The organism is Acinetobacter sp. LT1 (genome assembly GCF_059800965.1).
In genome coordinates this window covers 254,503-280,462 of the sequence record NZ_JBBAXE010000001.1, presented here as the reverse complement: position 1 = coordinate 280,462, position 25,960 = coordinate 254,503, and the positions used below count along the sequence as shown (strand labels likewise).

17 protein-coding genes are annotated in these 25,960 nt (G+C 40.2%); 10 read left to right on the top strand and 7 right to left on the bottom strand.

All coding sequences use genetic code 11. From position 1 onward, the window contains the following. Positions 1-53: 53 nt before the first annotated feature. From WBW42_RS01285 to recD, 3 genes are all read left to right on the top strand, one after another. Positions 54-3,689 (top strand): exodeoxyribonuclease V subunit gamma, encoded by a 3,636-nt coding sequence (locus WBW42_RS01285; protein ID WP_045126414.1) that lies wholly within the window; start codon positions 54-56, stop codon positions 3,687-3,689. Between the two features lie 3 nt (positions 3,690-3,692). Beyond that, entirely contained in the window at positions 3,693-7,391 is a 3,699-nt protein-coding gene (locus WBW42_RS01280; RefSeq protein ID WP_032070415.1) for a UvrD-helicase domain-containing protein, read from the top strand. Positions 7,392-7,499: 108 nt separating this feature from the next. Beyond that, a complete protein-coding gene (recD, locus tag WBW42_RS01275; protein WP_032070414.1) occupies positions 7,500-9,251 on the top strand; it encodes an exodeoxyribonuclease V subunit alpha in 1,752 nt (583 codons plus the stop codon). Positions 9,252-9,952: 701 nt separating this feature from the next. Here recD and WBW42_RS01270 read toward each other — a convergent pair. After that, on the bottom strand, positions 9,953-11,251 hold the full coding sequence (locus WBW42_RS01270; protein ID WP_045126415.1) for an EstA family serine hydrolase: 1,299 nt from the start codon (positions 11,249-11,251) through the stop codon (positions 9,953-9,955). A 210-nt stretch (positions 11,252-11,461) separates the two neighbouring features. On the opposite strand from WBW42_RS01270, the gene rpsO reads away from it, so the two are divergent. From rpsO to WBW42_RS01255, 3 genes are all read left to right on the top strand, one after another. Further along, positions 11,462-11,731: a 30S ribosomal protein S15 gene (gene rpsO, locus WBW42_RS01265; protein ID WP_002114951.1), complete on the top strand. Its 270-nt coding sequence runs from the start codon at positions 11,462-11,464 to the stop codon at positions 11,729-11,731. 257 nt (positions 11,732-11,988) lie between these two features. Next, complete coding sequence (gene pnp / locus WBW42_RS01260) at positions 11,989-14,076, top strand: polyribonucleotide nucleotidyltransferase (protein WP_170814194.1); 2,088 nt, start codon at positions 11,989-11,991, stop codon at positions 14,074-14,076. Between the two features lie 84 nt (positions 14,077-14,160). Next, positions 14,161-15,372 (top strand): magnesium transporter CorA family protein, encoded by a 1,212-nt coding sequence (locus WBW42_RS01255; protein ID WP_002114783.1) that lies wholly within the window; start codon positions 14,161-14,163, stop codon positions 15,370-15,372. 230 nt (positions 15,373-15,602) lie between these two features. Here WBW42_RS01255 and WBW42_RS01250 read toward each other — a convergent pair whose 3' ends face one another. The 6 genes from WBW42_RS01250 to WBW42_RS01225 form a co-directional block, all read right to left on the bottom strand. Then, positions 15,603-15,932, bottom strand: coding sequence for a chaperone modulator CbpM (locus WBW42_RS01250; RefSeq protein WP_002114963.1), 330 nt, complete (start codon positions 15,930-15,932; stop codon positions 15,603-15,605). Between the two features lie 11 nt (positions 15,933-15,943). Next, positions 15,944-16,900, bottom strand: coding sequence for a DnaJ C-terminal domain-containing protein (locus WBW42_RS01245; protein ID WP_014208249.1), 957 nt, complete (start codon positions 16,898-16,900; stop codon positions 15,944-15,946). Positions 16,901-17,034: 134 nt separating this feature from the next. Beyond that, positions 17,035-17,646 (bottom strand): LysE family translocator, encoded by a 612-nt coding sequence (locus tag WBW42_RS01240; RefSeq protein ID WP_002115157.1) that lies wholly within the window; start codon positions 17,644-17,646, stop codon positions 17,035-17,037. A gap of 137 nt (positions 17,647-17,783) precedes the next feature. Beyond that, positions 17,784-18,659 carry an Hsp33 family molecular chaperone HslO gene (gene hslO / locus WBW42_RS01235; protein ID WP_032056280.1) on the bottom strand — a complete coding sequence of 292 codons (876 nt, stop codon included), beginning with the start codon at positions 18,657-18,659 and terminating at the stop codon, positions 17,784-17,786. 163 nt (positions 18,660-18,822) lie between these two features. Beyond that, positions 18,823-20,667 (bottom strand): monovalent cation:proton antiporter-2 (CPA2) family protein, encoded by a 1,845-nt coding sequence (locus tag WBW42_RS01230; RefSeq protein ID WP_032070412.1) that lies wholly within the window; start codon positions 20,665-20,667, stop codon positions 18,823-18,825. 76 nt (positions 20,668-20,743) lie between these two features. Next, positions 20,744-22,972: a primosomal protein N' gene (locus WBW42_RS01225; RefSeq protein WP_032056278.1), complete on the bottom strand. Its 2,229-nt coding sequence runs from the start codon at positions 22,970-22,972 to the stop codon at positions 20,744-20,746. A gap of 148 nt (positions 22,973-23,120) precedes the next feature. On the opposite strand from WBW42_RS01225, the gene gspF reads away from it, so the two are divergent. The 4 genes from gspF to WBW42_RS01205 all read left to right on the top strand — a co-directional run bounded on the left by gspF (position 23,121) and on the right by WBW42_RS01205 (position 25,960). Then, entirely contained in the window at positions 23,121-24,326 is a 1,206-nt protein-coding gene (gene gspF / locus WBW42_RS01220) for a type II secretion system inner membrane protein GspF (RefSeq protein WP_032056277.1), read from the top strand. Between the two features lie 23 nt (positions 24,327-24,349). Next, positions 24,350-24,865: a type II secretion system major pseudopilin GspG gene (gene gspG / locus WBW42_RS01215; protein ID WP_017402575.1), complete on the top strand. Its 516-nt coding sequence runs from the start codon at positions 24,350-24,352 to the stop codon at positions 24,863-24,865. Positions 24,866-25,131: 266 nt separating this feature from the next. Next, positions 25,132-25,476, top strand: coding sequence for a hypothetical protein (locus WBW42_RS01210; protein WP_005804170.1), 345 nt, complete (start codon positions 25,132-25,134; stop codon positions 25,474-25,476). Positions 25,477-25,621: 145 nt separating this feature from the next. Beyond that, on the top strand, positions 25,622-25,960 hold the full coding sequence (locus tag WBW42_RS01205; protein WP_032056276.1) for a tRNA-binding protein: 339 nt from the start codon (positions 25,622-25,624) through the stop codon (positions 25,958-25,960).

The following is a 25,960-nucleotide window of genomic DNA, read 5'->3' as shown; positions in this document are numbered from 1 at the left end:
TAATGAATGTTTATGATTTTGTGCATAAATTATGCAAGCAGGAAATGAAATAAATGGGGATCCATGTTATTCAAAGTCAACGTATTGATGTGTTGTTGCAAGGTGTATTGGCGTCTACATCTCAAGCTTCAACGCATCCATTACAGGTTTTGAAAACCCAACATTTTATTGTTCCAAGTCCTGCGGTCGAGCAGTGGCTGATACAAAAACTTGCAGAACAGCAAGGCATGAGTGCCAATTACCAGTTTCACCAACGGGTACGAGGTTTCCAATGGTTTGCCTATCAGCAAGTTTTAACTGCGCATAAAGAACAGGTTCGTAAAGCGAACATCCCGCGTTTGATTTTTAAATGGCGGGTGCATCAGGCTCTACACGAATTTATTCAACCTGACACGATGAGCATCGATACGTCGCATCCTTTACATTCTATTGTTCAGCGTATTTATGACAGTGCAGATCGACTCGAACAAGGCATAGATAAACAATTAAAAAAACAAAAAATGCTGTATTGGGTCGCTGAGCAGGTTGCCGATCTATTTAGCAACTATATGATTTATCGTGGACAGTGCCAGCGTGGTTGTGAAAATAGTTGTACCTGTCCGGAAAACTGGTTGTCTGCTTGGGGACAGGGCCGAGCACTCGATATTGAAAAATATATTGTGAAGAAAGATGAAGAAGTGACTGCTTTTGCATTACATCAAACTGAGGAGCTAGAGCGTTGGCAGCGTTGGTTGTGGCAGCAACATTTTCATGATGATTTTGTGCAAATGCAGCAAATTGACGCGTTGTTTTGGCAAGAGTTAGATCATCCAGACCGTGGTAAGCGTGCTATTTCAAGATTACCTAATCAAGTAGTGATTTTTACATTATTAGATTTGCCACCAAGCCAGTTACAGTTTTTGCGCCGTTTAGGCCAATATATTGATGTCTTGATTTTGCACTATAACCCTTCACAAGAATATTGGGCCGATAGTGTCGATCCACTCTGGAAACAGCGTTATGACTTAGGGGTAAAAGAGCGTTTTATTGCGAAAAATCCAAAGGCTACTGATGCTGAAATTAGCGATTTCTTTAATAAATTCACACTCAACTTTAATGCTGAAGCGCGTGAGTCTAGACATCCGCTTTTAACCAGATTGGGTAAACAAGCCCGCGACCACTTTTCTTTATTATCGAATTTATCTACGGGTGAAGAAGGTAAGTGGGTGGATGCTTTTGTAGATGATTTCCCTGAAAGTTTACTCGGTAAAGTTCAGTCAGATATTTTGCATTTGGTAGAACCGCAAGCTAAGCAATATGAGCTTGTTCCAGACGATGACTCGATTCAGATTCATGTTTGTCATTCGACTTTACGTCAGCTTGAAGTTCTAAAAGAGCAATTGATTGGCTGGTTGGCTAAACCACATGAGCAGCCGCGCCGACCAAACGATATTTTAGTTTTAGTTCCTAATTTGGCCGACATAGAACCTTTAATTCGAAGTGTATTTCCCGCTACTGCCACTGAGCAAGGTGTACATTTGCCAGTGAAAATTGCAGGTGTTGCATCACTTGATGCACTTAATGCTTGGCGTGCCGTAATTGGGCGTATTCAACTGATGCAGGGCCGTTTTAGCTTTGATGATTTTGCTGATTGGTTAAGCTTGCATGCGACCCAGCAACGTTACGAACTTGAGTATGTTCAGGTCGAGCGAATTTTAAATTTACTTGCCGATGCAGGCTTTAAACGAGGGCTTGATGCAGAACATCTCAAGCGCAGTTTGTGTGACGGTGATGATGATTATCGATATAGCTTTAAATTTGCCTTAGAGCGATTGGCTCTTGGTATTGCCGTGCCTGTACATGCGACGTTTAATCAGGTATTGAGTTATGCCAAAGTTCAACCGGGTGATTTCGAGCTGATTGGTACACTCATTCAGATTTATCAAGATTTGAATGAGCGCCGTGATTGGCTGACTCTGCATGAACAAGGAAAAGTCTATACCGTTGAATATTGGCTTCAGGTACTAGGCAAAGATATTGTTGAATTTGAGCAGGTTGGTGTTGCTGCTTTAAAAGCTGTGCGGGAAATTGTTAAAAAACAAGAACGGATGTTGACACTCGCAAGTTATTACGCCGAGACAGAAACCGGAACTTTGCGCAAAATTACTTTGCCTCTGCCTTATATTATTGAAGAAATTCAACGGACATTAGAAAGCCAAAGTGCACAAGCTGAACCGACAGGGCAAATTACCTTTGCCCAAATTGGACACATTCGACCGTTACCTTATCGTTTAATGGTCATGCTAAATCTTGATGCAGGGCAATTTCCAAACCGTGATACACACGTTCCATTTGATTTGATGGATGCACTGCGCCAACAGTTAGGTGATCGCTCTCGACTTGAAGATGATCAAGGTGCTTTTTTAGATGCTTTATTATTAGCCCAAGAAAATTTATGGCTGTTTTATAACGGCTTTGATGTGAACGATGGCGAGGTGCGCGAACCTTCCAGTATTCTTCAAGAGTTTCGTGAACATCTTGCGTTGATCGTGAAAGCTGAAGATGGTGTATCTGAAAGTGTCGTTATTGAAGGAATTGAGATTCCATCACAGTTAAAACAACTCTATCACTTACATGATTTACAGCCCTTTGACCCGAAAGGTTTTACTGTAGAGAAGCGTGTTATTCGCTACCAAGATCACTGGTTTAAGGTCGCTTCACAAATTCAGCAAGTTTCAGGAAGCCGTCAACCTTGGGCGAACACAACCTATCCGCTACAAGCGCCTGACATGCTGGTTTTAGAAAGTCAGCAGTGGATACAGGATGTGACGTTCCCTGCACGATTATATTTGAAAACTTTAGGGGTAGAAAACTTAGGAAGCGTCGGAGTACTCGACCAAAATGAACCTTTATTATTAGATGGTTTAGGGCGCTATGCGATTCGACATTTTTTACAACAATCTGAACAGCAAGCACAACCTGAAGTATTAATTGATCAGTTGCCTGTCGGTAAAGTCAAATATAGCGCATGGCAACAAGGTGTTTTTGAGCAAGAATGTTTACTTGAACGCCTTCACCATTATGCACCAGCAGTGACACAAACAACTCAGCGTATTTGGCGAATTGCTAAACAGCTTCATATGAATATTACGGTTCCGAAGTCTGAAACTCGGGACTGGGTGAGTATGGAACCTTCAAGCGCTCGCGCAAAAAGACGTGCTAAAGTCTGGTTAGAATATCTGCTCTGGTTAGCTTATTTGAATGAGGGTAGTGCAGGAGCTGAAAAGCGCCGTATTGTGGTTTTTAGCGATCAAACTGTGATTTGTAGTGGGATTAGTTCTGAGCAAGCTCGGCAATATTTACAACCATGGTTTAAAATCTGGCGCCATGCACAGCAACAACCATTGGTTTTACCAGCAGCCTTATTATTAAAGCCATTAGAAAAAGCTAAAGCATATCAGTGGGAAACAACAAATCAGACAGAAAAAGCAAAACTGGATGAGAAGAGCTATGCTGAGCTGCTAAAATACTGGAATGAAACAGGGTCATTTACCACGATGGATATGACTCAAAATGAAGCTTGTAAGTTGCATCAAGACTGGAGCTTTATTTTGCAAGAACAAGATGCGCAAGCTTTGCTTCAACATGCTTGTGATGAGTTTGCGTATGATTTGTATCATCCGGTTTTTCAATTTCAACATTCGGAGTAAGGCATGAACTCAAGAGTACAGGTGTCTTATCAACCTATTATTGATATTGAATTTAGTGGTTTACACTTAATTGAAGCTTCGGCTGGTACAGGAAAAACCTATACCTTATCCAGTTTGATGGTCCGTATCTTTCTTGAAAAATACTTGCCTAGACAAGTGATTGCGACCACGTTTACCCGTGCTGCTGCTGCCGAGTTAAAAAGCCGTATTCGTGCACGTTTGGTTGAAACGTACCGTTATTTAGATGCCAAGCGTAGTTTTACAGAACAAGAATTACTTACGCAGGCAGAGCAAGAACCTGATTTATTACTCCAGCATATTCTAAAGCATTTTGCGACGCGTATTGCCTATGCGTGTGAACGTTTGAAATTGGTTATAGATCAATTAGACGAGTTATTTGTCGGGACACTCGATAGCTTTAGTCAAAAACTATTACGTGAGTTTGCTTTTGAGAGCGGCAAAATTGAACGCGCTCAAATTACGGATGATGCTAAAACTTATAGTCGGCAACTGATCCATGATGTACTGCGTGAATGGATACAGTCTCAACCTCAGACTGTGATTGATGCGTTGTATTTGGCAGGTGAGCTTAAGAGTGTCGACAGTTTTGTCAAACTCGTTGAAGACTCACTGAATTTTAGTTCGGCTCATTTTAAGCTTCCCGAAAAACCAACCATTCAATTTGAACAGCTTGCTCAGCTCAAACAATTAGCGACAGAAATTGATATCAGCCTTTTAGAAGCATATTACTTGCTTGATGGCGAGCACTATAAACATGTGAGCGGAACAGTATTTAGAAATGGGGCATTTAATAAACTATTTAGTGAATGTTTACCGCAGCTACTACAAGTTCTAAAGCAAAGCGACATTATTTTAGTTTTTGACTGGTCATTAGCCGCACAAAGAGAACTTATTTTTAAGTTTTTAGGTCAACTTGCCGATCAAAAAGTTTTCAAAAAATGTCCTGCTGAAATTTCAGATGGTTTCTATCAACATCCTTGTATTCAACAGATTCAACAGCTATTTGGTGTGCTGAAAAACTACGCTGAGCAGTTCGACCAGCTTCATATTTTTTTAAAAGCCTATTTATGTGTAGAGGTGAAAAAACGTTTACCTCAGGTTTTGCAAAATAAAGGTGAAACTACTTTTTCTCAGCAAATTCGTACACTTTCAGAAGCTTTAAAAGGTGAGCAGGGGCAACGTTTTGCTGTATTTGTTCAGGCACGTTATCCCTTAATTTTGGTCGATGAATTTCAAGACACTAACCAAGATCAAGATGATATGCTCGCCAGTATTTGGCGCCATCCAGAGCGCTACCAAAAAGGTTGTATGATTATGGTGGGTGACCGTAAACAGGCGATTTATGGTTTCCGTGGTGGGGATATGCTCACCTTTTTAAATGCCTATAAAGATATTCAAGCCAAACATGGTCGTGAATATAAGTTAATTCATAACCATCGTTCTGTTGCTGATCTGGTTGATGTGGTCGACGCCTTATTTCAACGACAAATTGATTTTGGTGAAGAAGTTCAATATGACCCAATTCGAGCAGGCACTCGGCCTCATCCTGTACTGATTGAGCAGAATAATCATAATCCTCACCCTTTACGCTGGTTAATGCTCAAAGATAAAGAAACAGAGGCTCAGCAAGTTGCATGGAAGATTCGAGATCTACTTAACCAGTCACATGCTGGACAACTATATTTTCAAAAAGATACTCAGACTCAAACCTTAAACGAAGATGATATTGCGGTATTGTCTCGTAATCATGATGGGCTGGATAAAGTTCAATTTGAGCTAGAACGTTTAGGAATTAGGGTTAATAGGCCATCAAAACGAAGTGTTTTCGATTGCTCGATTGCTCAAGACGTGGGGGCTTTGCTGACCGCCATACTTCATCCTTACGATGAAGCAAAAGTGAAGCGAGCTTTGATTAGCCGTCTATTTGCCATGGATTTAAAACAACTCTTGCAACTTGAGCAGACAGCCGAAGGGTTAAGCCAGTTTATGACTGGTTTTGACACGATTAGAGAGTTGTGGTCCACTCAAGGCTTTTTAGTGGCATGGCAACAATGCCTCATCCAGTTTGATATATGGCAAAATTTGGTTGCAGCTCAAAGTAAAGATAATGAACGGGTTGTGGTGAACTTGCGTCATTTAACTGAAATTCTGAGTCAGCACAGTGAGAAATACTCAGGCGCGCAAAACCTTTACCACTGGTATCTCAAACAGTTGAGTTCTCCTCTGGATCGTGATTGGGAGTTAGAGCGTAAATTGTCGAGTGAAGCTGGTGTTCAGCTCATGACAATTCACCAGTCAAAAGGACTGGAATTTAAGATTGTTTTCTTATTAGGTGCAGACAAGCCCTTTCGAGAAAATAATAAAACTCTGAATTTTTCGACCCAAGATGTAGTCCAACCAGACTCAAGTCAGACCTTAACTCAACGTGTCGTTGCGATTGCTGATAAGACTTATTTGAATGAAATAGAACTTAAGCAACACGAAGAACGAGCGCTTGCTGAACAGAATCGCCTTTGGTATGTCGCTTTAACGCGAGCAAGCCACCGCGTCTACGCTGTTCTACAAGATCTTGATGGCAAGTCAGTATCAGGACTCGCATTTTGGAAAAATAGAGCTGAGCCTTTTCAACACCGTTGCTGTACGGATGAAATGGTTTTGGAACAGATTCCACAAGCAATTCATTTAACCAAGCAAACCAGTGTTATTGAAATACAAGCAAAACGGTTTCCTGAACAACGTTTTTATTCGAGAGGGAAAACCAGTTTCAGTTACTTGGCACAGCATTTAAAACATAAGGCTGGCACAGATTTATTGGCTAGCCAGAGCAATGATGCTGTATTGGCAGAAGATGAGTTGGACTTAATCAACACTGCAGAAGCAAGCAGTGCTCAGCCGATTGACTGGATAAAGAGTAACTTTCCGCGAGGAACGCTTGCTGGTAATTTCTTACATGAAATCTTTGAGCATATTGATTTTCAATGTTCAGATGACTGGGTTATAGAAATACGTCGTCGTTTTAAAAATGACTATAGCAGCCTTTGGCAAGATTTACTCAGTAAATATAACGAGAGCTTCCCAGAGCAAGAGGACGCCGAGAACCTGCTTTACCAGTCAGTTGCAGACTGGTTGAAAGATATTTTGCGGACACCGCTTTATCAAGGCTTTCGATTAAATCAGCTCCAACAAGATCAGTATTTATCAGAGTTTCCTTTTTATTTAGCTCTTTCAGATCGGGTTTTAGCAATGACACGTATTCAGCAGCTTTTTGCTGAGTATGGTTTGCATATGCCAGAACTGCTTGAAGCTCGTTCAGCGCGTTACCTTAATGGTTCTATCGATTTGGTTTATTTTGATGGGCAGCGTTACCACATTGCCGATTATAAAAGTAATTATTTAGGTGATGATCTTGCAGATTATCGTAGCGATAGCATTGCCCAAAGCATGTCTTTGGCAAGTTATTGGCTACAGGCAGGTTTATATCTCGTTGCATTACATCGCTATTTGCAAGTCAAAATGCAGGATTACCAAATTGAGCAACACTTAGGTGGGGCAACTTATCTTTATTTACGTGGCATGAATGGTGAAGCTGAGCAGGGCTATTATTACTGGCAGCCTAGCATTGAGTTTATTCTGCGTCTTGATGCCATTTTGGGGTATTTTGCTGAGGATAAAATAGCATGAAAAATGCTGATAAAATGCGTAATTTTAAGATTAACAAATACTTGACATGTGGATAAGCCTGTCTATAACCATGTGGACAAGCGTGTGGAAAACTAGGTGGATAAGTGTGTGGACAATCTAAACAGCCCTGAACAAGCCGATTTAAGCTGGTTAACAACGTGGAGTAACTTCTTAAATCAGGCTCCATTTACTGAACAATCGCAAGTGTCAGAAGCTACTTCTTACTTGCAGCAGCTTATTGAAGCGAGCTTACAAGGCGATAGTTGTATTGATATCAGTTCAGAGCAAATTGCAGCACTTGGTCAGCTTGCTATATCTGCCGATCAAGCAACCTCAAAAGTTGCGCCGTGCGTCTACGATGAGCAGGGGTTGGCATTATACCGATATTGGCACCTAGAGCAACGACTTGCAGAACAAATTTGTCGATTAAAGCAACAATTAATTCAACCTGTCTCTTGTGATGACTATTTAGACCTGCTTACCGATCTTCATCAACAGGCAGCTTTACAAATGGTTGCTCGGCAGAGCCTGAGTATTATTACCGGTGGGCCGGGTACAGGTAAGACTTATACGCTGGCACGTATTATTGCTGTGCTGAGTCAAGCAATTCCGCATATTCGTGTGGCGATGGCTGCTCCAACTGGTAAGGCAGCACAGCGAATGCAAGAGGCTTTACAGAACTCATTTAACGATCCTAAATTGCTTGAGTCCGGATTAGTGAGTGAAGAGCTCAGAAATCAGGGAACACAAACGATTCACCGTTTGTTGGGGATGGGACATAGCCAGACACCACGGTTTAATCAAAAACAGCCTTTGCCTTATGACGTGATTGTCGTCGATGAAGCTTCCATGCTGGATTTAAATCTGGCTACTCTTTTATTTGAAGCTGTGCCTGAGTCTTGTCGAATTATTTTATTAGGAGATGCAAATCAGCTTGCTTCTGTCGATGTCGGCGCGGTTCTTGCAGATTTGCAGCAAATACAGGCGTTGGCTGATAACCGAGTACAATTACAAACCAGTCGTCGTTTTGCTGAAGGTGCATTGATTGGGCAGGTGGCACGTTTTATTCAAATGCAAACCAGTCAGATTAATCATGAGCAGGTTTTGCAACAGTTTGAAATCGACATTGTTCAGGTTTCAGAATTACGTTCAATTCCTTTAGAAGTTGATATGCCCGATGTGGTTCAGCTTGAGTATTTGCCAGAAGGGAATCACGCAGAAGTCGAAATTTACTATCAGAAGCTCATGCTCGGTTTCCAAGGGTATGTAAAAAGCCTAAAAAATTATTTAAAAGAAGAACGCTCGATTGAACAGATCCAAAATGTAGTAAAAGCATTTGATGACTACCGGATTTTAACCGCAGTTCGTCATGGTCCGTTTGGATTGCAGCAGTTAAATCAATATGCGCAGCGTTGGATACAGCAACAACTTTCAATAGTGACTCTTGGTGGATGGTACGTGGGTCGTCCTGTAATGATGACTTATAACGATTATCAGCTCGGTATTTCAAATGGTGATATTGGTTTGTGTTTTGAGCACAGAACTCAGCCACAGCAGTTTGAAGTATATTTTCCAAGTTTGAACAAATGGGTTGCTGCAAATCGATTACCAAAAAGTATTCAAAGTGCATTTGCCTTAACAATTCATAAATCGCAAGGGTCTGAATTTACCCATACTGCTGTCGTTTTAGATCAGGCTGCCAAGAACTTATTAAGCCAAGAACTTATTTACACTGCGATTACACGAGCTAAGAAAGTAGTCAGTCTTTTAGTGCATCAAGAGGCTTTATTACAAGCATTTACAGTTCGTACTACACGAAAAAGCGGTTTAGTTCAAAAAGTTAATCGGTTAGTTCGTTAAGACAAACTTAATATTTTTACCCTTGTAAGAAAAAGCTTACATAGATTCGAGATATTTGCTGCTAGAGTACACCCCGTGTTTTTGAGATTATAAACGCACAACGAGCTTGGCACGGAATGTCGGGCAAAATCGCACAATAATAATAACTTAAGTCGAGAGACTGCGAACTTACAATGAAGTAGGTGTATAAAGAGGAAACTTACAGCCGCTAAGCCTTGTAGTTTTGGGAGAGACTACAGGGCTTTTTTATATTCTACTTTTCACTATGTTTAAAAAAGCATTACAACATTTCGTTTTTAGCACTATCTTCACTCTGTTTTTGTCTAAAGATTTAAATCAATAATATCAATATATTTATCTATAATATGATTTCAAAACAGGCATTTTTCCTGTGAATTGTTAAGTTATATGTTATACAGAACTGTACGTTAAAGGTTAAAAATGGCTATTTACCAAATATTATACAGACCTGTACGTTTTCACTTACATGATGATAAGAAAAATACTACTTTTCTTCATAATTGTATATGTCACAATACATCACATAAGGAAATAGAAACGAAAACATCGGAAGTGAGTTAAAACAACAAGAAGGATGTGACTAGCATCTCACCAACGACAATAAAAACAGTAATAACACGATAAACAAAAACTACAGCGCAAAAAACCCAAGCAGAAATGCTTGGGTTTTTTATTTGTTTCTACACTAAGTCAGTTTCATGAGAATCACTACCAAATAACGAACGGCGTTGATCTCTCGGTATACGTGGACATTGGGTTGAGATTTGATAGAGTACTTTAGCTAAAGCAGGTAGGTGAGTACCCACTACAGATTTACCAGTTGTTAATAAGGAAACACTGATATCTCTTTCAGGGTCAGCCCAGCATAAGATATTAGAAAACCCTAAATGGCCAAATGCTTGTCCTGTCATTGGACCAAAAAGGCCGACAGGGTTGCTGCCTAACATTGGTCCTAAAGCATAGCGCATTGGAATTAGCAAAGTACGGTCAATGTTAACGCCTGTAGTTGGTAGTGTTGCTCTGAAAATAGTTTTTTCACTGAAGATTTGCTGACCGCCGTAGCTTCCACCACTTAAAAGCATTTCAAAGAAGCGGCCAGCTTGTTCTGCACTGGTATAGATGTTTCCAGCTGGGCAAATGGTGTCCATAAAACGACTATCGTTAGTTACATCAACTGCAAGTTGTAAACCGCCACCTAATACATGATTCAGATAGTGATCGGTACCAAGGCGTGGGTGCAGACCTGTTGCACAGTTTAAGGCGACTTCTGAACGGTATTCTGGTTTTAAGCCATAATTGAAATAAGGCATCCCCATTGGTTTTTCGATAGTTTGATGTACAAACTCACGTAAATCCTGCCCAGTCACCCGTTCAATAACTTCTCCTAAAATATAACCTGCCGTAACAGCATGATAGGCAAGGTGATTACCAGCAGGAGACACAGGTCGGGCAGCATATAAACGTTTTAAAATTTCGTCTTTATCAAATAATAAATCTGGTGTGACATCGCCATCAATATAAGGAATGCCGCCACGATGTGCTAATAAATGAAAGATCGTTGCACGACGCTTACCATTTACCCCATATTCAGGAACATAATAGCTCACGGGATCAAGCAAGTTGATTTCGCCTTTTTCATCTAATAGATGAATCAACATGGCTGTAATCATCTTTGATGCTGAAAATAGGCAAACAGGTGTGTCAGGTGTTGCAATCAGGGCATTTTCTTGAAGGCCTGCTGGAGAGTTCCCTTGAGCATATCCAATGCTTCGATTGAGTAAAATTTTACCTTGTCTGCGTAAGCAAAAGGTAATGAGTGGATAGTTTCCGGTTTTATATAGTGCTTCTATACTTTTCCAGATTTTTTGAATCTGGTGATCACTCATTCCACCCTGTTCAGCAGCAACTTCATCTTTTTGCCGAATGACTTGCTCAATATTGTCCGGTACTGGACAAGTGTTGGTTGAAAAAATTTTCACACGTCCCTCGCGCTTCTTTCTTTTTATTCGAGGCTAGTGTGCAGGGTTAAGGTCTTCATGTCAGTGTCTAAAATGACAAGTTACTGAAAACTATTTTGCAATCCACCTATAGATACCTTAAAATAGGCGACTTGCTGTAGTGATGCACGGCAGTCAGTTGCCTCAACTGATTCATATCGTTTACTTTTTTAAGCATCTCGGAGAAATCGAATGGCTTTAACTAATGCAGACCGCGCAGAGATCATTGCTAAATTTGCTCGCGCTGAAAATGACACTGGTTCACCAGAAGTACAAGTAGCTTTATTGACTGCTCAAATCAATGATTTACAAGGTCACTTCAAAGCTCACAAACACGACCACCACAGCCGTCGTGGTTTGATCCGTATGGTTAACCAACGTCGTAAATTGCTCGACTACTTAAATGGTAAAGACCACGGTCGTTACACTGCTTTGATCGGTGCTTTAGGTTTACGTCGTTAATTCGATTTTCACTTTGTTTTCGCTATTTCGCATGTCGCAATGCTTTATCGCTGAAAAGAGAGTTTCACTTAATGTTAGGTTAAGTGATTTTTAGAAGGGGCGCTTGTGCGCTCCTTCTTTGCGTTTAACTTATTTTAAATAATTGATCTAGTGTGATGGCTTCTAAGCTTTGTCATTTATCTACCAATCGGTGTAGTCTGAATGCCAAACCTTAGGGGTCTCACTAGAATAAAATTAGGAAAATACAATACATGTCAATGTTTAATATCGTTCGTAAAGAATTCCAATTCGGTCAACATCAAGTCGTTTTAGAAACGGGTCGCGTTGCACGTCAAGCAAACACAGTTTTAATCACTATGGGTGGCGTAACTGTTTTAGTTGCAGTTGTTGCTCAACCTAAAGCAAAAGCGGGTCAAGACTTCTTCCCGTTAACAGTGAACTATCAAGAAAAACAATATGCAGCTGGTCGTATCCCTGGTGGTTACGGTAAGCGTGAAGGTCGTGCTTCTGAAGCTGAAACTTTAATTTCACGTCTTATTGACCGTCCAATTCGTCCGTTGTTCCCAGAAGGTTACTTCAATGAGATCCAAGTAACAGCAACTGTTGTTTCTTCTGACAAAACTATGGATGCTGACATTGCAGCAATGCTTGGTACATCAGCAGCATTGTCTATTGCTGGTACTCCTTTCCGTGGTCCAATTGGTGGTGCACGTGTTGGTTTAATCAACGGTGAATATGTTCTTAACCCGAACTTCGAACAGTTGAAAGAAAGTGACCTTGACCTTGTGGTTGCAGGTACAGAATCTGCTGTATTGATGGTTGAATCTGAAGCGAAAGAACTTTCAGAAGACCAAATGCTGGGTGCTGTTCTTTTCGGTCATGACGAAATGCAAATTGCAATTCAAGCGATTAAAGAATTTGCTGCCGCTGCTGGTGCTGTTGAGTCAACTTGGGTTGCTCCAACTAAAAACGAAGCTCTTCTTGAGCAATTAAAAGCAGCTTTCGAAGCTAAAATTTCTGAAGCATATACAATTGCGGTTAAACAAGATCGTTACGCAGCACTTGATGCACTTTATGCAGAAGCTGTAGCTCAGTTCGTTCCAGAAAATGACGAAACTGGTATTGCTGATGAAGTAAACGAATTATTCGAAGACCTTAAATACCGTACAGTACGTGACAACATCTTGTCAGGTAAGCCACGTATTGATGGTCGTGATACTAAAACTGTTCGTGCTATCGACGTTCAAGTTGGCGTATTAGATCGTGCACACGGTTCTGCCTTATTTACACGTGGTGAAACTCAAGCGTTAGTAACAACAACTTTGGGTAATACTCGTGATGCGTTAATGGTTGATACCCTTGCTGGTACTAAAACTGACAACTTCATGTTGCACTATAACTTCCCTGCATACTCTGTAGGTGAAACAGGCCGTGAATCTGGTCCTAAGCGTCGTGAAATTGGTCACGGTCGTTTAGCACGTCGTGGTGTTCAAGCAGTTCTTCCTGCTGCTGACCGCTTCCCGTATGTAATTCGTATTGTATCTGACATTACTGAATCTAACGGTTCATCTTCAATGGCTTCTGTATGTGGTGCTTCATTATCACTTATGGATGCAGGTGTTCCGCTTAAAGCACCAGTTGCGGGTATCGCAATGGGCTTAGTGAAAGAAGGCGAGCGTTTCGCAGTACTTTCTGACATCTTGGGTGATGAAGATCACTTAGGTGATATGGACTTTAAAGTAGCAGGTTCTGCAAACGGTATTACTGCGCTTCAAATGGACATCAAGATTGAAGGTATTACTGAAGAAATCATGGAAGTTGCATTAAACCAAGCATTTGCTGGTCGTATGCACATCCTAAACGAAATGAATAAAGTCATTTCACGTGCTCGTGCTGAAATCAGTGCTCATGCACCGACGTTTGAAGTGATTAACATTAACCCAGACAAGATCCGTGATGTTATTGGTAAAGGCGGCGCAACTATCCGTCAAATTACTGAAGAAACTAAAGCTGCAATTGATATCGAAGACAACGGTACAGTTCGCGTATTTGGTGAAACTAAAGCTGCTGCTAAAGCTGCAATTGCTAAGATTCAAGCAATTACTGCTGAAGTTGAACCAGGTAAGATCTATGACGGTAAAGTAATCCGTATCGTAGAATTCGGTGCGTTTGTAAATATCATGCCAGGTACTGATGGTCTTCTTCATATTTCGCAAATTTCAAATGAACGTATTGCGAACGTAACTGATGTTCTTAAAGAAGGTCAGGAAGTGAAAGTACAAGTTGCTGATGTTGATAATCGTGGTCGTATCAAATTGACTATGAAAGACATTGAACAAGCATAATTGTTCTAGTGACATGAAAAAGTCCGCTTGATGCGGACTTTTTTATGGCATGATGCAAGTAATACAAAAACAGATCATTGTGGTATGCAGGTTTATTACTTTTATCGCCATCAAGCTGACGGTTATGTCTTTTTAAGCCGTGAACAGCATAATGAACACATTCTGGAGTTTTTCTGGATTGATAGTGTCAGAGCTGATGTGGTGAACCATAACGAAGAATGGCAACAAAAGATTCAGCAGCTTTCAGGTGTGGTTATTAATGAATTTCATATGCGAGATATTGCGAATATTGAGCACCCTTGTGCATTTGATACGCTTGAAGAATATGACCTGCTTATTTTTAGAAAGCTCGTTACACCTGATGATGAAATTAAAAATGGGGAATCCCATGAGAGTGTATTTGGCCTAGCAACCACGCCGATTAGCTTTATTTTTACTCCTAAAGTTCTGATTAGTGTTCGTGAGCAGGGCAATAAGTCGATTGAAAACTATATTCAACGTCTCGAAAATATTTTATGTAAAACTTTGGAAGAACAAAACAAAACCCGTAAGCTGCCTAATTCACCTGTAGATTTATGTTTACGACTGCTTAATAGTATGGTGGATGGCTACCTTGATATCCGTTCACCTTTGACTAGAAGGGTCGAGCATTGGCAACAGCAATTGCTGCAAGGTAATCGCCGTTTTAAACAATGGCATCAGCTGTTTCATGAAAACATGGCCTTTCAGCAGGTTGAAAATTTATGCGAAGAGCAAATCGAAACCTTACAAGAGTTTCGAGATGAAATTGTAGAAAACTATCATCATGTTATTGGTGAGAAGACACATAATTCTCAAGATCTTCTGTTAGTTCGTTTGAATGATTTAATGAGTCATGTCGAACGTATTCAAAAACATACTTTACGTTTACGTAGCGCTATTCAGTCAGCGATTGATTTGCACTTCTCAGCAATTGCAAACCAGACCAATGAGAATATGCGTATTCTTGCCATTATTACTGCCGTATTTGCACCGCTTACTCTTTTAACGGGTATTTATGGAATGAACTTTGAGTTTATTCCAGGGCTTAAGTCACCAGTAGGTTTCTGGATTATGCTGGGTGTCATGCTGCTAAGTACGATTTTCTTGCTTTATTACTTCTATCGACAACATTTGGTAGGGCGCGGTGAAAAAAGTGTGATTGATTTATTGGCTCAACAACATCGTCAGGATCGGATGAATTTGTTCTGGTTTTTGGAATATGAACCGATTAAGCAGACTTTGAAGGAAGTGGAAAAGATTACTCGGTTGAAATAATTCTTCAATTTTTATTGAATTTTTTCCAAATTTGCTTGAGCTAAGCGTCATCCACAACCTGCCCATAATTTAAAAATTATTGTTTTTGCAAAGTAATATTTTAAATGAAAGTAGTGAACAGGTTTTGTGGATGACAATGGTTTTGGTTACTTTTGCCAAAACAAAAGTAACGTAATTAACTGATGAAATAGATAGGGAGTGCCAGTAGGACTCCGTCGTGACTATCTAATCTAATGAAAATGCTTCAACTGTTTTCTAAGTTGTTGCACTTCATCAATCAAATCTAACATCACAGCAACTGCCGCCAAACTTGCGTCAAAGTCACGTTGTAGACGATACGCTTTACGTGCACGTGCGACATCTTCGCCCATAAACTGGTGTGCTTCAGGTGTGTTCTCGACTGATAAAATATCATATTCAATGAGCTGAAGAATCCAGTCAGGACTTTGGCCGCAAGCTTGGGCAAATTGTTGTAAATCAAATGTAGATTGTTCATCAACGACCTCTGCACTAAAGGTATGGCCGTCATATACAATTTCTCGATAGTGAATGGTTGTCATGATCTTGCTCCCTAATGAGATGAACGAGGTTCGAATGAAGCAAAGGCTTCTGCCAATTGCTGATACGCTTCTTTTTCTTTTTCAGAATTTGCAGGGGGGAATACAATATTTAAAATTAAATACAGATGCCCTGGCGTTTTATTTGGTATCCCTTTGTCTTTTAAACGTAGCTGTTGTCCTGGTTTTGCATTTTTAGGTAAATTAACATTTAAAGGCCCTGCTGGTGTTTTTACTTCAATACCTTGGCCTAATGCTGCTTCCCATGGAGCTACATCTACAGTCAGATATACGTCACTGCCTTCGACATGAACACGGTCTGTATCTTTATACTGGATTTCAATATAAAGATCGCCGTTCGCACCACCATTAATCCCACTTTGGCCTTGTCCACTTAAGCGGATCTGCTGACCTTCTTTCATACCTTTTGGTATTTTTACCTGCAAAGTTTTGCGTTGAACTTCAGGCTCACCATAAGCATTCATGGTTGGAATTTGCAGAGTAATTTGCTGGGTTGAACCATGATAGGCAATATCAAGATCAACCTCTATGCTGGCATGTTGATCTTCACCGCGATAACTACGTTGTTGTCTTTGATATTGTTGTTGGCCACCGCCAAAGCCTGCACCAAAGCGACCAAATAAATCTTCAAAACCGCTAAAGTCTGCTTGTTCACCGCCTGTAAAACCTTGACGATAAAACTGTGCTCCATCAAAGCCCCCTTGCGCAGCACCTTGACCAAAGTTATTAAAACCTTGAGGATGATCTAACATTTGGTCATATTCGGCTTTTTTATCTGCGTTGCTTAATGTGTCATAGGCAACATTAATGGCCTGCATTTTTTCTTCTGCATCTTTTTCTTTGCTGATGTCGGGATGATATTTACGGGCTAATTTTCGATAAGCTTTTTTAATTTCATCAGCAGAGGCTTTGCGTGTAACCCCTAATTCTTCATAATAATTTTTTGCCATAATGTTTTATCACGATGGTGTTGTTTATTTCATTATGAAACGATTTTTAGAGTTTTAAATAAGCTAGATTGTATAAGAGTTGTTCTATTACGAAATAAAGAGGTATAGAAAAATTAGACTATACCTCTAATGAATTAGATGAAACTCTGATATAAGCCGTACAGAGCAATAAGTAGAAGTAATAAACCGCAGAGGCCTAATATTTTTGGATATAAATGACTGTTAGAAAGGCGGCGGAAAAAGATATAAACCAAAGATAGTGTGAGGAAGTCTAAAACAATCCATGTCAGAGTAAGTAAGGTTAAACTTAAATTTAACTGAGGGGTAATAGAGACAAATTGCGGAAAGAAAGCCGAGAAAAAGATAATATCTTTTGGGTTTGAAATACCGACAAGAAAGCCTTTTTTAAAGCCACCATTTTGTGCTGAAACTGTTTGTATCGCTTCTGGGTGTGGTGCCTGAATCACTTCTTTGAGAATACTAAAACCCAAATAACCAATATATAGGCAGCCTAAAATACGAATGATATTGAGGTAACTATCATTAACACTCAGTACTCCTTTTAAAACCAGTACTGAAATAAAAATTAAAACAAGGGATGCTAGGTTTGTACCAAAAATGGTTTCTAGTGCTTTTTTATAACCCCCTTTAAGTCCAGCGCTTGCAACTAAAATCATGACAGGGCCAGGGGTCGCAATCATGATAACTACACTAAAAATAAAGAGAAAATAATCAAAATAATTCATGGTATTTAGGCATCTTATTTATTAGGCTATAAAGTAGCCTTATATTATCCTATTTCAATTAACATATTGAAAATTATCATCAAAAAATACAGGTAAATAAAAAGGCGGTATAACCGCCTTTTTATAAAGTTAAAATATTAACTTAAATGTTCGCCAAATAACGCTAAAGCTTCTTCAGCGGTAAAGGTATATTGCGTATTACAGAACTGACAGTCCATACGAATCGGGTTCTGATGTTCTAGGGTTTCATGAACAGCGTCTACACCAATTTGAATCAGGGCATTTGCACAGCGTTCTTTTGAACATGTACAGCCAAATTTTAATGCTTCAATTTCTGGTAAACGAACTTCTTCTTCGTTATATAAACGATATAAGATTTCATTTGCATCTAAATTGGTAAGCTCTTCAGCTTTTAATGTTTCAGTCAACATCGTCAAACGTGGCCATAAATCTTCATCGACCAAGTTTTGCTCTTCTTCATCATGACGTGGTAAGAGTTGAATCAGTAAACCACCAGAACGTTTATCTGTACTTGCCAACACAATACGAGTTGGAATTTGTGCAGATAAATCGTAATACTGCATTAAGCAACCCGCTAAAGTCACTTGATCAAGCGGCACGATCCCTTGATAACGTTCGCCAAATTCCGGTTCAATATTAATAAATAAAACTGGATTAACTAAAGCGCCAAGAACTGTGCTGCTGTCCGATGCTTCAACAAAGCGAGGGTCGGTTTCATAGTCCGCTAAAGCACGAACCTCTCCTAAATGGTTACATTCAGCCATCGCCCATTTGAAGGTGCCGCTAGCCTGGATTTGCAAGCTGATACGGCCTTTGATTTTTAGTGTACTTGCAAGTAATGCAGTCGCACTCAACATTTCACCTAGCAGAATTTTAACCGCAGGCATATAGTCACGTTGAGCTAAGATAGTTTGTAGGGCTTCTTCTAGATGAACTACTTCTCCACGTACTGGAAAGTTCTCTATATAAAAGCGTTGGCGTAAATCAGACATAATATTCTCCAGGGCCCTAAGCAGAGTATAACTATTTCGTTTTAATCAAGCTCAGGAAATGCAGCTAAGCCGCAAGCCGGACAGGGGCAGCTTTGTGCCCATTGTCCAATTATTTAGGCAATGTGAATAAGTCCTTAATATAGCCATTTTCTGAAATCTCAAGTTATTCTAGATGATCTCTTGTAATGTCGATGCGATTTGGTTGTAAATGACGCTTTAAATTAACATCATGTTTTGATGTAGCCTGTTGCTGCGCATCACTTTCAAACAAATGTTCAAGCTCGGCTAAGGCATTACGATGTGTTTCAAAAATCTTCTGTTCATCAGTATAAATACTTTGCTGCTGTATGAGCAATTTCTCATCATAATCCCGAAAGATTTCGATATTGTTATAGGCTTGTTCATCAGAGATCCCAAGTTCTCGCAAAGCGCGATAAGCCATTCCTAATGAAGATAAATACGTCTCACGCCAAATATATTCAACACCTAAATCTCTTAAAAGATGGACATGGTGGCGGTCACGAGCACGAGCCAACAGCTTTAAGTTTGGATAATTTAATCTAAGATGACGTGCAACATTCATGGAGTCTTCAACATCATCAATCGCTAAAATAAAGACTTTAGCTTTTTCAATACCGGCAGAGCGCAGTAAATCGGGCTGGGTCACATCGCCATAGTAGAGCTTACCTCCATATCGACGAACAAAGTCCACTTGATGAAGATTGTTATCGATTGCAGTAAAGCCTAAATGTTGTAGGCGTGCAATACGGGCAATGATTTGTCCAAATCGGCCAAAACCAGCAATGATAATCGGATTATCCTGCTGAGGAATTTCGTCATACTCAGGTGGACGTTCTTTATTAAACAGAGGAATGATCTGAGTTGCCATAATCCAGTAAATTACTGGAGTAAGTACCATCGACAACGTTACGATCAGCGTCACTGGCTCTAATAGAGCTTGAGTTAAAATCTTCTCACTTTTTGCAAGGCTCAAAATTACAAAAGCAAATTCTCCACCTTGTGCCAAGCACGTACCTAAAAGCAAACTATTGTTCCAGCTGTATTTTTTATAGCGGGCAATTGCAGTTAATATCAGTGTTTTAATGAGCAATAAGCCGACTGCGCCACCAATAATAAGCAAAGGCATATCAATCAGTAGTGATAGCTGTGTGGTCATACCCACGGTCATAAAGAATAAGCCAAGCAGTAGGCCTTTAAACGGTGCAATACTCGCTTCAACTTCGTGGCGAAATTCTGAATCTGCTAATAATACGCCTGTGAGGAAAGCACCTAATGTGGTGCTAATTCCTAAAGTATCCATAAGTAAGACAACAGCAAGAATAATAAATAATCCTACTGCTGTAATAAGTTCAGTCGCTCCACTTTTAGCAACAAAGCGGAAGAAGGGACGCATTACATAACGGCTAAACAGAAACAGGCCAGTAAAGGTTGCAATAATAGCTGCAAAATAAGCGACGCCGTGATGGGTTGATTCTGTTCCTGCCAAGAGTGGAATGATGGCAAGCAACGGAATAGCCGCTATATCTTGGAAAAGTAAAATGGAAAAAGACTGCTGACCATAAGTCGTATTGAGTTGCTGCTTTTCGGTCAGAAGCTGTAATACAAAAGCTGTAGAAGACAGTGCAAGGGCAAAACCAATGACAAAGCTGACAGAAAGCTGCTGTTGAAACAGTAATAGTACGATCAGCATAAGAATAGCCCCACTAATGAGGACTTGTAGACTTCCCATTACAAAAATAGAGTCACGCATTTCCCACAAACGTTGGGGGCGTAACTCTAAGCCGATTAAGAACATCAATAAAATGACACCGAATTCGGCAAGTTCCATAATTGCTTCAGGGTCATGTGCAATATTTAAAACACTAGGACCCAGAAGTATTCCTGTAAATAAATAACCTAAAACTGTTGCTATCCCTAGGCGCTTGCCAAGAGGGACTAAAATCAGAGAAGCTCCAAGAAAAATTGTTGCTTGCAGTAAGAATGACATTCATTGCCTCGAATGTATTAGTCTCTTTTAAGTGTAAAGCCAAAAAGGCTTCTTCACACCATGATATTCAAGCCATCTAATTAAATTCTTGCGGATCAACATCAATTGACAGCCTGAGTTGATGCTGACGCGGTGCATGAACCAATTGTGACCACCATTGTCTTAAGTAAAAATGGAGGCGAGCACGGTCGGCAGATAAAATCACCATGTGGGCGCGGTAGCGTCCCGCTTTACGCTCCATAGGGGCTGGAATTGGTCCCCAAATATCAACAATGTCACCTGCAATTTGGCGTAATTGTTCCGCCGCTTCATTTAAAAAATGTAAGGTATAGTCACGATCTTTGGACTCTGCACGTATCAGTACGGCATAACGATAAGGCGGCAGCAATGCGACTTTACGTTCCGCAAGCGTCTGTTTAGCAACTGCCCGATAATCTTTTTCGATGAGTGTGGTGAGTAATGGATGGTCAGGTCTTAATGTTTGTAAATAAACATGGCCTTTGTGTTCACCACGACCTGCACGACCAGCGACTTGTACAATTAACTGCGCAGTACGTTCTGGCGCGCGGATGTCGACACTAAGTAACCCCGCATCAATATCTAAAATGGCAACCAAAGTCACGTGTGGGAAATGATGACCTTTTGCCAGCATTTGAGTGCCAAGCAAAATTGTTGGTTTGTTTTGATGAATACGGTCATAAATTTTTTGCCAGCTACCGACACGACTGGTACTGTCACGGTCAACCCGAATCACATCATAGTCTGGAAATAGTTCTTGTAAGTGCTCTTCAACCTTGGCCGTTCCAGCACCTAAGGTTTTTAGGCTTTTTTGCTGGCATTCAGGGCAGTGATCGGGCAAGCGATGAACAGTACCGCAGTGGTGGCAGTGTAAATAAGAATAAGGCTGAGTGTGCAATGTAAAATGCGCATCACAATGTGGACAATTTGCTTGCCACCCACAGCTTTCACAAACCAGTACAGGTGCATAGCCACGACGGTTTAAAAAGATTAAAACCTGTTCTTTTCTAGCTAATGTATGTTTGATTTGTTCAATAAGGGGCTGGCTAATTCCATGCTGTTTTTTGACAATTTTAAGGTCAATCAAATGCATTTTAGGCAAAAGTGCATGTCCAGCACGTTTGTTGAGTTGCAGTGCGGTTAATTTGCCAGTTTCGACCAAATAATAACTATCGATGCTCGGTGTTGCTGAACCTAAAATAACAGGGCAGCTTTGTAAGTGACCTCGATAAAGAGCGACATCACGCGCATGGTAGCGGAAGCCTTCTTGTTGCTTATAAGACAGATCATGTTCTTCATCTAAGATGATGAGGCCCAAACGTGGCAGTGGCGTATAGATGGCAGAGCGCGTTCCTAAAATAATAGATGCTTTGCCAGTCTGGGCCTGTTGCCATGCCTGCAAGCGTTTAGAGTCATTTAAGCCCGAGTGTAATAGAGCAATATCACAGTTAAAACGTGATTTAAAACGAGAAATCGTTTGAGGGGTTAGACCAATTTCAGGGACTAACACCAGTACTTGCTTACCTTGCTTTAGCACTTCGTGCATGATGTGCAGATAAACTTCAGTTTTACCACTTCCTGTTAAACCATCTAATAAAAAGGCTTGGTATTGATGCTGTGCGTTTACGACGTGCTGGGTTGCTTTCTTTTGGTCTTCATTTAGCGTGAGCGGCATTTGTGCCAATTCAACAGGCGATGGGCTAAAGTCGTGTGGTTCAAGCGTACAGTCAACCAGTCCTTTCTTTTGAAGTGCTTTAAGCGTAGCCGTTTCTACACCACTTAAATTAAGAATGTTCTCTGTAGTTCCAGCAGGGTGTAACTTTAAAATTTGATACGCGTCTTGTTGCTTAACAGAGCGTTTAAGAAGTGCTTCAACATTATCACATGGTGTGATTTTCCAAAGATGGAATAAAACATCCATTGGTTTGCCCTGACGCAATAATGCGGGTAGGGCGGTTTGCATGACCTCGCCAATTGGAAATTGGTAATACTGAGCCGACCATGTCAATAAACTTAAAACTTGTTCATCTAAAATAGGCTCATCATCTAAAAGGTCAGAAATGGCTTTAAGCTGAAAGGTGCCTGTAAATGATTCACTTGGGTCAACTTTTTCAGTAATGATGCCAATCAGGTTTTGGCGCCCAAATGAAATAGCGACGCGTGAGCCTACGCGGGCCCGTTCATATTGTGCTTGGGTGAGTGTATAGTCAAAAGTATCGTACAGATGCACAGGTACGGCTACACGCACACGATAAACAACTGAATCAGGCTTTGGCGTTATGGTCATAGAGGCTCATTTCGTCAATTTTAAAAAACGGCATAGCGTCGTGAAGAGGACTTGGGTATTCTACACAGGCTATAGAACGAATATGAATGATTGCGTAGCATAGATGCAACAGCAGCGACTATTATTTTTGGAAAATTAGAACATTACCATGCCTGCATATCAATTTACTGCCATTGATGCTTCAGGGAAGCAGCAAAAAGGAGTGCTTGAGGGAGACTCAGCGCGCCAGATTCGCCAACAATTACGCGATAAAGCATGGACACCAATTAGCGTTGACCCTGTTGAACAAAAAGATAAACATCAGAGTCAGGGATTATTCCAAAAAAAGTTCAGTGCTTACGATTTGGCGCTCATGACCAGACAACTTTCGGTCTTGGTTGCTGCTGCTATTCCACTTGAAGAAGCTTTGCGCGCCGTGAGTAGGCAAAGTGAAAAAACACATGTGCAAAATCTTTTACTATCTGTGCGTTCTCGAGTCTTAGAAGGCCATTCACTCGCACAAGGTATGCAGCAATCTGGACGGTTTCCTGACCTTTATATTGCAACGGTCGCCGCTGGTGAACGCTCGGGACATTTAGATCTCATTTTAGATCAGCTTTCGGATTACACCGAAAACCGCTTTGCCATGCAAAAGAAAGTTCAGGGCGCCATGATTTATCCAATCATTTTAATGCTGATGTCTTTTGGTATTGTGATGGGCTTAATGACTTATGTTGTGCCAGAGATTGTAAAAACTTTTGATCAAAATAAAGATGCTTTACCGTGGATTACAGTCGCTTTAATGAAAGCCAGTGATTTTATTCGTCACGCTTGGGTGTTTATTATTCTTTTTGCAGTGGTGGGTGTTATTGCATTCGTACGGTTTTTAAAAACCACGGCTGGACATTATGCTTTTGATCGATTAACACTCAAATTGCCATTATTCGGTAAACTATCACGTGGTATTAATGCTGCACGCTTTGCTAGTACCTTATCTATTTTGACCCGTTCAGGTGTCCCTTTGGTTGATGCCTTAAAAATTGGTGCAGCAGTGACTAACAATTGGGTCATCCGAGATTCAATTGCTCAAGCGGCTGAGCGTGTTACCGAAGGTGGTAACCTAGGTACGCAACTGGAGCGCAGTGGTTATTTCCCCCCAATGATGGTACAAATGATTCGAAGTGGAGAGGCATCAGGCGAGCTTGACAGGATGTTAGAACGAGCATCGACCATGCAAGACCGTGAGGTGACGACATTTATTTCAACCTTACTGGCATTACTTGAACCGCTTATGCTGGTTTTAATGGCAAGCATTGTACTGGTTATTGTAATCGCGGTTATGCTGCCAATCGTAAATATGAACAATATGATTTAATAACTTTGATATTAGAGATAATGATGAAGATGGTCATGAAACAAAAAGAGCACGTTAAGGATGCTCAAAAAAACTCAAGCGTAGCTTTCGGACTTGCGGCACGTTCGAGCGGTGCTCGAATGAAACGTGCCTCAGGCTTTACCCTCATTGAAGTCATGGTCGTAATTGTAATTTTAGGTGTGTTAGCAGCTTTAATCGTACCAAATGTCATGGGACGTAGTGAAAAAGCCAAAATTGATACAACTCAAATTGCATTAAAGGGTGTAGCGGGTGCTTTAGATCAGTACAAGCTAGATAATGGCCATTTCCCAACCATGCAAGAAGGTGGGCTAGATGCTTTGGTTAACCAGCCAGCTACAGCGAAAAACTGGATGCCAGGTGGCTATGTAAAAGGTGGTTATCCTAAAGACAGCTGGAAAAATGATATTCAATATGTCATTCCTGGGGCAGATGGTCGAGCTTTTGACTTGTACTCATTTGGAGCGGATGGCAAAGAAGGCGGTGAAGGTAATGATGCAGATATTTATTACCAACCTTAATTAAAATGTAATGGAGATTATCAATTCAGTTAAACAGATAAAATGATAATACGAATTGATAATCTCTCTCAATCATAAAAATATAATAACTAACTGAAAAATATGAATTAAAGTTAATATTAATATTTGAGATTTATAATAAGAATTATTCCCATATTTAATAGTTACAAGAAAGTTAAAATGTAGAGAAAAATAAGCTATATATTTAAATGAAAGCTTTGCATAATAACTAAAAAGTACTTTATTCAATTAAAAGGAGAGATTAAATGAAAGCATTTCTCATATTAGATGAACTGACTCAGTTTCATTGGGTAATGCTCAAGTCTGTCCTATTGATTTTGGGTTTATTGCCGATTGCTGAAGTGTCATTAAAGTTATGGCTGAGTACAGAGGGAAGTAGCCAAATCATGATTGGTTTCTTCGCATTAAGTATTGTGAGTGCATGGTTAATGGTGAGCTTCTTTACTGCATTAAAAGCGAGCGTCTGGCAAGCTAAACAAATCTCTACTCAATATGAGCAATTCCTTTTTAAAGCTTACCGTTATGTACCCATGGTCTTTTTATCGAGTTTAGTTGCATATTTATCTTTGCAATTATCGATCGCTTTTTAATAAAATTTTAAAACTAAATTTTTAAATAAAACGTAGATTAAACATCTACGTTTTATTTTTTAACTGGACTTAAAAACAGGATGTTTCTTCATTTGTACATATTATATGCTTCAAATCAGCAATTTAAGAAAATGAGAAATATGAAATGGAACAAATCGATTGGAATGATTTTTTAAAAGTAGAGCTTCGCGTTGGTAAAATTATTCAAGCTGAGGTTTTTGAAAAAGCGCGTAAACCTGCCTATATTTTACATATAGATTTTGGTGAAGAATTGGGTGTGCGTAAATCAAGTGCGCAGATTACTAAGCTTTATCAGCCACAAGATTTGTTGGGTAAATTAGTCGTTGCTGTAGTGAATTTCCCTAAAAAACAAATAGGGCCTATTCAGTCAGAATGTTTGGTGACAGGGTTTCATAATGCAGATGGCGATGTTGCACTTTGTATCCCAGAGTTTGAAGTGCCTCTGGGTACAAAGTTATTGTAA

Coding starts and splice junctions, on each gene's coding strand:
- WBW42_RS01285 (WP_045126414.1), top strand. CDS start 54: ATGGGGATCCATGTTATTCAAAGTCAACGTATTGATGTGTTGTTGCAA.
- WBW42_RS01280 (WP_032070415.1), top strand. CDS start 3,693: ATGAACTCAAGAGTACAGGTGTCTTATCAACCTATTATTGATATTGAA.
- rpsO (WP_002114951.1), top strand. CDS start 11,462: ATGGCTTTAACTAATGCAGACCGCGCAGAGATCATTGCTAAATTTGCT.
- pnp (WP_170814194.1), top strand. CDS start 11,989: ATGTTTAATATCGTTCGTAAAGAATTCCAATTCGGTCAACATCAAGTC.
- WBW42_RS01255 (WP_002114783.1), top strand. CDS start 14,161: ATGCAGGTTTATTACTTTTATCGCCATCAAGCTGACGGTTATGTCTTT.
- WBW42_RS01250 (WP_002114963.1), bottom strand. CDS start 15,932: ATGACAACCATTCACTATCGAGAAATTGTATATGACGGCCATACCTTT.
- WBW42_RS01245 (WP_014208249.1), bottom strand. CDS start 16,900: ATGGCAAAAAATTATTATGAAGAATTAGGGGTTACACGCAAAGCCTCT.
- WBW42_RS01240 (WP_002115157.1), bottom strand. CDS start 17,646: ATGAATTATTTTGATTATTTTCTCTTTATTTTTAGTGTAGTTATCATG.
- hslO (WP_032056280.1), bottom strand. CDS start 18,659: ATGTCTGATTTACGCCAACGCTTTTATATAGAGAACTTTCCAGTACGT.
- WBW42_RS01230 (WP_032070412.1), bottom strand. CDS start 20,667: ATGTCATTCTTACTGCAAGCAACAATTTTTCTTGGAGCTTCTCTGATT.
- WBW42_RS01225 (WP_032056278.1), bottom strand. CDS start 22,972: ATGACCATAACGCCAAAGCCTGATTCAGTTGTTTATCGTGTGCGTGTA.
- gspF (WP_032056277.1), top strand. CDS start 23,121: ATGCCTGCATATCAATTTACTGCCATTGATGCTTCAGGGAAGCAGCAA.
- gspG (WP_017402575.1), top strand. CDS start 24,350: ATGAAGATGGTCATGAAACAAAAAGAGCACGTTAAGGATGCTCAAAAA.
- WBW42_RS01210 (WP_005804170.1), top strand. CDS start 25,132: ATGAAAGCATTTCTCATATTAGATGAACTGACTCAGTTTCATTGGGTA.
- WBW42_RS01205 (WP_032056276.1), top strand. CDS start 25,622: ATGGAACAAATCGATTGGAATGATTTTTTAAAAGTAGAGCTTCGCGTT.